7 protein-coding genes are annotated in these 6,993 nt (G+C 66.8%); 5 read left to right on the top strand and 2 right to left on the bottom strand.

Annotated features, from left to right (window positions below; all coding sequences use genetic code 11):
• The 5 genes from EN781_RS21040 to EN781_RS21020 all read left to right on the top strand — a co-directional run.
• Window positions 1-1,705, top strand: a 1,705-nt coding sequence (locus tag EN781_RS21040; RefSeq protein ID WP_145965569.1) for a molybdopterin cofactor-binding domain-containing protein, incomplete at its 5' end; no start/stop codon positions are given.
• A complete protein-coding gene (locus EN781_RS21035; RefSeq protein ID WP_126057009.1) occupies window positions 1,702-3,243 on the top strand; it encodes a 6-hydroxynicotinate reductase in 1,542 nt (513 codons plus the stop codon). The genes EN781_RS21040 and EN781_RS21035, both read left to right, overlap by 4 nt.
• A complete protein-coding gene (locus tag EN781_RS21030) occupies window positions 3,243-4,124 on the top strand; it encodes a UPF0280 family protein (protein ID WP_126057008.1) in 882 nt (293 codons plus the stop codon). The genes EN781_RS21035 and EN781_RS21030 overlap by 1 nt, the downstream gene beginning before the upstream one ends.
• Window positions 4,117-4,701, top strand: a complete 585-nt coding sequence (locus EN781_RS21025; protein WP_126057007.1) for an amino acid synthesis family protein — start codon at window positions 4,117-4,119, stop codon at window positions 4,699-4,701. Before EN781_RS21030 ends, EN781_RS21025 begins: the two co-directional genes overlap by 8 nt.
• Window positions 4,698-5,159: a MarR family transcriptional regulator gene (locus tag EN781_RS21020; protein ID WP_126057006.1), complete on the top strand. Its 462-nt coding sequence runs from the start codon at window positions 4,698-4,700 to the stop codon at window positions 5,157-5,159. The genes EN781_RS21025 and EN781_RS21020 overlap by 4 nt, the downstream gene beginning before the upstream one ends.
• 78 nt (window positions 5,160-5,237) lie before the next feature.
• Here the strand turns inward: EN781_RS21020 and EN781_RS21015 are convergent, their stop codons facing one another.
• Both EN781_RS21015 and EN781_RS21010 read right to left on the bottom strand, forming a co-directional pair.
• Window positions 5,238-6,635 (bottom strand): NAD(P)(+) transhydrogenase (Re/Si-specific) subunit beta, encoded by a 1,398-nt coding sequence (locus EN781_RS21015; RefSeq protein ID WP_127400294.1) that lies wholly within the window; start codon window positions 6,633-6,635, stop codon window positions 5,238-5,240.
• Between the two features lies 1 nt (window position 6,636).
• Window positions 6,637-6,993, bottom strand: coding sequence for a proton-translocating transhydrogenase family protein (locus tag EN781_RS21010; protein ID WP_245492627.1), 357 nt, complete (start codon window positions 6,991-6,993; stop codon window positions 6,637-6,639).

Raw genomic sequence — 6,993 nt, 5'->3', positions numbered from 1 at the left:
TGCCTATATCGAGCCGGAAGCCGGCTATGCCTACATGGACGGCGACACGCTGGTCGTCGTCGCCTGCACGCAGGCGCCCTATATGGACCGCGACGACACGGCAAAGGTGCTCGGTCTTGCCGTCGACAAGGTGCGCATCGTGCCGACCGCCACCGGCGGCGGCTTCGGCTCGAAACTCGACGTCTCGCTGCAGCCGCTGATCGGCCTGGTGGCGATGAGGACGGGCCGCCCGGCGGCCCTTGCATACACCCGCAATGAATCGATGATTTCGACCACCAAGCGCCATCCCGCCGAGATGCAGGCGACGATCGGCGCCGATGCCGGTGGCCGCGTCACCGGCATGGTCTTTTCCGGCGATTTCAACACCGGCGCCTATGCCAGTTGGGGTCCGACCGTCGCCAATCGCGTGCCGGTGCATGCCTCCGGCCCCTACCTGACGCCGAACTACCGCGCCGAAGGCCGGGCCATCCACACCAACGGCCCGATCTCCGGCGCCTTCCGCGGCTTCGGCGTGCCGCAGGCGACGATCATGCAGGAGACGCTCTACGACGAACTTGCCGGCAAGCTTGGGCTGGATCGGCTTGATTTTCGCTTGAAAAACTGTCTTCGTAACGGCTCCGAAACGGTCACCGGGCAGCGCCTCGAGTCGGGCGTCGGCATCGGCGAATGCCTGGAAGCGCTTCGCCCGCATTGGGCCCGCGCGCTCGCCGAGGCCGAGGCGTTCAACGCCGCCAGCGAGGACAGAAAGCGGGGCGTCGGCGTCGCCTCCTGCTGGTATGGCTGCGGCAACACCTCGCTGCCCAATCCCTCGACCATCAAGGTCGGCATCGCGGCCGCGGGCGAGGTCGTGCTGCATCAGGGTGCCGTCGACATCGGCCAGGGATCGAACACCGTCATCAGCCAGATCTGCGCCGATGCGCTCGGCCTGCCATTGCAAAAATTTCGCCTGAAGTGCGCCGATACCGCGATCACGCCCGACGCCGGTAAGACGTCCGCCTCGCGCCAGACTTTTGTGACCGGCAAGGCGGCCGAAAAGGCAGGCAGGGCATTGCGTGAGAAAATCCTGCGCTTTGCCAATGTCTCTGACCGGGCGACCATCGCGCTCGACGGCTTCAGCATCTTCATCCGCGAAGGCGACGCCACACGGCGTGTCGACCTGTCTGAGCTGAAAGCCAATGCCGACGGATTGGTGTTCGTTGCGGAAGAGACCTACGACCCGCCGACGCTGCCCCTTGACGCCAAGGGGCAGGGCAAGCCTTATGCCGTCTATGGCTATGGCGCGCAGATCGCCGAGCTGGAGGTCGATCTCAAGCTGGGCACCGTAAGGCTGATCAGGATCACCGCCGCGCACGACGTCGGCAAGGCGATCAATCCGGTGCTGGTCGAGGGCCAGATCGAGGGCGGCATCGCGCAGGGCATCGGCATGGCGCTGATGGAGGAATACATCCCCGGCCGCACCGAGAACCTGCACGACTACCTCATCCCGACCATCGGCGACGTGCCGCCGGTCGAGCACATACTGGTCGAGGTTCCGGACCCGGAAGGACCCTTCGGCGCCAAGGGGCTGGGCGAACACGTGCTGATCCCGACCGCGCCGGCGATCCTCAACGCCGTCCGCCACGCCACCGGCGTGCTCGTCACCAAGGTGCCGGCGACGCCGAGCCGCATCCTTGCGGCGATCCGCGACAAGGAGGCGCGCCGATGAGCGAGCTTGCCGAACGTTTCGAAACCCACGATCCCGGCGAGAAGCAGGTGGCGGAGAAGATCCGCTGCGATGCCTGTCCGGTCATGTGCTACATCGCCGACGGCCGCACCGGCGCCTGCGACCGCTACGGCAATGTCGGCGGCCGTATCGTGCGCATGGATCCGCTGACCATCCTCGACCACGCAGCCGAGACCGGCGGCGCTGTCGTGCCGTTCGTCGCCGAAGGCGAAGCCTGGAACGGCGAGCTGGTCAACACCGGCCGGCGCTTCGTCAGCGCCATCGGCGCCGGCACCACCTATCCCGACTACAAGCCGGCGCCCTTCATCGTCAGCCAGGAGGTCGACGGCGTCGATCTCGTCACCGTCGTCACCGAGGGCATCTTCTCCTACTGCGGGGTCAAGGTGAAGATCGACACCGATCGCCATATCGGCGACGAGACGGCAACAGTGCGGTCGGAAGGCGAGGCGATCGGCCACGTCACGACCGGCGAATACGGCTCGCAGATGCTGTCGCTCGGCGGCGTCCATCATCTGACCGGCGGCTCCAAGACCGAAGGCCGCGCCACCTGCGATGCGCTGCTCAACCTGTGCAACCGCAAGCCGGTGGAACTCACCATCGATGGCGGCGCGACGGTCATCGTTGAAGCCGGCAAACCGCCGGTCATCGACGGCAAGGTCGAGCACCGCATGCGCGTCGGCTGCGGCTCGGCCACCATCGGCATGTTCGCCACGCAATGGCGCGGCCTTGTCGACGAGGTGGTGGTAGTCGACGACCACATCACCGGCGTCGTCTCGGAGCATCAGGCCGGCAAGGTGCTGGGCTGGCAGGATACCGGGATCAAGATCATCGGCCGTCGCTCGACGCCCGGTCGCTATTTCAAGGTGTCGGAGCCAGGCCTCGGCTGGGGCGGCACCACCATCTCCGATCCGCTGTCGATTCTCGGTGAATGGAATGCCAAGAAGGGCGCGCGGCCGGGCCTGTCGCTGCTGATGGTCTCGACCACAGGCGAGCAGTTCGCCTACTACGAGCTCGACGATCAGTTGAAGCCGGTCGAAAAGCCGTTCCCCGAGCGGCTGCAGAAATCTGTCGGCCTGATCGAGGACAATTGCGAGCCGGCACTCTGCACCGTCCTGTTCATCGGCGGCGCCGGCGGCTCGCTGCGCGCCGGCGTCACCGAGAACCCGGTCAACCTCACCCGCTCGGTGCAGGGCCTGAGGACCTACGTTACAGTGGGCGGCGCGCCGGTCTATGTCTGGCCGGGCGGCGGCATCACGCTGATGGTCGACGTCACCCGCGTGCCTGAAGGTGCCTTCGGCTATGTGCCGACGCCGGCGCTGGTGGCGCCGATCGAATTCACCTTGCGCCGCGACGACTATGTCAGGCTGGGCGGCTACGAGGCAGAGATCCGCAGCGTCGAGGACATCCTCGCCAGGGGCGGCGAGTACCTCAATCCGCGCCGTGGCGCCGGCGCCGCCGTCAACAACCCATGGCCGCCGCTGGCGCAGCTGCGGCGTGCCGCTGCGAACGGGGCCGGATGATGACCGGCCCGCAGGCGCATTGGCTCGCCGACGGCAGGCGGCTTCACCTCAACCATGGGCCGATCGACCTTGTCGTCGAGACCTTTGGCGAGGAGGGCGAATGCCGCGCTGCTTACAGTCAGGCCGTCGCGCGGTTCCAGACCATCCTGGCGGAACTGGTTGAGGAGCTTCCGGAGCTGCGCCGCCCGGCCGCCTTGCGCCCTCGCGCCTTTGCCGGGCCGACCGCGCGCCGCATGGAGGCGGCGGTGGCGCCGCTGGCGCAAATGTTCATCACGCCGATGGCGGCCGTCGCCGGCTCGGTAGCCGACGAAATGCTTGGTGCACTGCTTGCCGGGCGAAGGCTCGATCGCGCCTATGTCAACAATGGCGGCGACAGCGCCCTCCATCTCGGCTCGGGGCAGTCGATGACCCTGGCCATAGCCGGCACCGGGCATGGCCTTGCCGACCGCATCGCCATTCATGCCGAAGATGGCGTACGCGGTGTCGCGACCAGCGGCTGGCGCGGCCGCTCGTTTTCGCTGGGAATTGCCGACGCTGTCACCGTACTGGCGCGCACCGGCGCCGAAGCCGATGCCGCGGCGACCCTCATCGCCAATGCCGTCGACCTGCCCGGTCACCGTGCGATCGAGCGCGTGCATGCTCGCGATATTGTGCCTGACAGCGATCTCGGCGACCGGCTGGTGACGCAGGGCGTCGGGACGCTTTCGCCGGGCGAAGTGGCGCGGGCGCTGGACAACGGGCTTGCCGTCGCAGAAGATTTTCGCCGGCGCGGCCTGATATCGGCCTCGGCGCTGTTCCTTGCCGGCGAGACCCGCATCAGTGGTTCGGTGGCGCTTGCCGCGCCCAACAAGCACAAAGCGAAGGAAACTGCCCATGCCTGAATTCCCGATCCGCAAGATCGCGGTCCTGACCGAAGAGATTTTTCATGATGGCGGTCCGGTGGCGGCAGCGCCACGCCGTCGCGCCGCCGCTCTCGCCGTGGTGAAGAACCCCTTTGCCGGCCGCTACGTCGAAGAGCTGCAGGGCGCAATGGACGACCTGAAGCCGCTCGGCTTGATGCTGGCAGATCGGCTGATTGCGGCGCTCGGCGGTGACGTGAGGCAGATCGACGGCTACGGCAAGGGCGCCATCGTCGGCTCCGCCGGTGAGCTGGAGCACGGCGCGCTCTGGCACGTGCCGGGCGGCTACGCCATGCGCGAGCGGCTCGGCGACGCCAAGGCGATCGTGCCGTCGGCCAAGAAGGTCGGCGCCTTTGGTTCGCGGCTCGACGTGCCGCTCGGCCACATCAACGCCGCCTATGTGCGCAGCCATTTCGACGCCATGGAAGTCGGCATCAGCGACGGGCCGCGTCCCGACGAGATCCTGTTCTGCCTTGCCATGACCTGTGGCCCGCGCGTGCACGACCGCATGGGCGGCCTGGCGGCCAAGGACATCAAGGCGTGGGACGGGCTGAGATGAGCACCGAGGACAATCTGCTGCGACTGGTCGAGGCCGAAGAACCCGACGAAAACGGCTATCACCTGCAAGACCAGGTCGGCTTCATCCTGCGCAAGGCGCATCAGCGCCATGTCGCGATCTTCGCCGCGCATATCGCCGACCTGACGCCGCCGCAATTCGCTGCGCTCGCCAAGCTCTACGACATCGGCGAGACCTCGCAGAACCAGCTCGGCACCTTTATCGCCATGGACGCGGCGACGGTGAAAGGCGTCATCGACCGGCTGAAGGCGCGCGGGCTGGTGGATGTCTCGAAGCACGATGTCGACAAGCGCCGCTTGCTTGTCAACCTGACGGCGGAGGGCCGCGAGGCGGTCGAGCGGCTGTTCCCGCATGCACGTACCATCACCGAGGAGACGCTGGCGCCGCTGTCGACCAGGGAAGCCGCGACCTTCATGCGCCTGCTGGCCAAGCTGGCCTAACCGGCAGCGGCGGTTCCTGGATACGAAAAAGCCCGGCGCGAAGCCGGGCTTTTTTCTGGGTCCTGAGATCCGTCCGGATCAATGATCAAACGCCTTGACGATTTCCTCGGTCATCTTCTTGGCGTCGCCGAGCAGCATCATGGTGCCGTCCTTGTAGAACAGCGTGTTGTCGATGCCGGCATAGCCGGAGCCGAGCGAGCGCTTGACGAACAGGCAGGTGCGGGCCTTGTCGACGTCGAGGATCGGCATGCCGTAGATGGGGGAGGCCTTGTCGTCGCGCGCGGACGGGTTGGTGACGTCGTTGGCGCCGATGACATAGGCGACGTCGGCCTGCGCGAATTCGGAGTTGATATCCTCGAGCTCGAACACCTCGTCATAGGGCACGTTGGCTTCGGCGAGCAGCACGTTCATGTGGCCGGGCATGCGGCCTGCCACCGGATGGATGGCGTATTTGACCTCGACCCCATTGGCTTTGAGCTTGTCGGCCATTTCGCGCAGCGCGTGCTGCGCCTGCGCGACCGCCATGCCGTAACCGGGCACGATGATGACCTTCTGCGCGTTCATCATCAGATAGGCGGCATCGTCGGCTGAACCCTGCTTGACGGTGCGCTCGATGCCGTCGTCGGCCGCCGCCGCCGTCTCGCCGCCGAAGCCGCCGAGGATGACCGAGATGAACGAGCGGTTCATGCCCTTGCACATGATGTAGGACAGGATCGCGCCCGACGAGCCGACCAGCGCGCCGGTGATGATCAGCGCCAGGTTGCCAAGCGTGAAGCCGAGCGCCGCCGCAGCCCAGCCCGAATAGGAGTTCAGCATCGACACCACCACCGGCATGTCGGCGCCGCCGATCGGGATGATCAAGAGCACGCCGAGCACCAGCGAGGCGGCGACGATCAGCCAGAAGACCAGCTTGGACTCGGTGGTGACGAGCAGCACGATCAGCACGACCAGGGCGATGCCGAGCGCGATGTTGATGAGATGGCGGCCGCCGATCATGATCGGCTTGCCCGACATGCGGCCGTCGAGCTTCAGGAAGGCGATGACCGAGCCGGTGAAGGTGATGGCGCCGATGGCGACGCCGAGGCTCATCTCAATCAGCGCCTGGGCATGGATGTCGGCGACCGTGCCGATGCCGAAGCTTTCCGGCGCGTAGATGGCGGCGGACGCCACCATCACGGCGGCGAGGCCGACAAGCGAGTGGAAGGCGGCGACCAGCTGCGGCATCGAGGTCATGGCGATGCGGCGCGCGGTGACCGCACCGACGCCACCGCCGATGGCGAGCCCCAGCACGATCAGGCCGAAGCCGCCGGCCGACGGCACCGCCAGCGCCAGCGTCGTGGCGATGGCGATGCCCATGCCGATCATGCCGTAGAGGTTGCCCTGGCGGCTGGTGGTCGGGTGCGACAGGCCGCGCAGCGCCAGGATGAACAGGATGCCCGAGACAAGATAAAGGAACGAAGCGAAGTTGGCGTTCACGTCACTTGTCCTTCTTCTTGTACATGGCCAGCATGCGCTGGGTGACGAGGAAGCCGCCGAAGATGTTGACGGAAACCAGCATCAGCGCGACGAAGCCAAAGCCGGTGGCAAGGCCAGAGGCCGAGATGCCGACGGCAAGCAGCGCACCGACGACGATCACCGACGAGATGGCGTTGGTGACGGCCATCAGCGGCGTGTGCAGGGCCGGCGTGACCGACCAGACGACGTAGTAGCCGACGAAGATCGCCAGCACGAAGATGGCGAAGCGGAAGACGAAGGGGTCGATGGCGCCGCCGGAGAGCGCATGAGCGGCGTCGCCCGCTGCCTCGGCGGCTGGGGCGGTGGCCAGATCGTGCAC

Origin of the sequence: Mesorhizobium sp. M4A.F.Ca.ET.090.04.2.1, from assembly GCF_003999085.1 — a bacterium.
Lineage (GTDB): Bacteria > Pseudomonadota > Alphaproteobacteria > Rhizobiales > Rhizobiaceae > Mesorhizobium.
The sequence above is the reverse complement of the archived record's forward strand: the minus strand, read 5'-3'. Positions and strand labels throughout refer to the sequence as shown.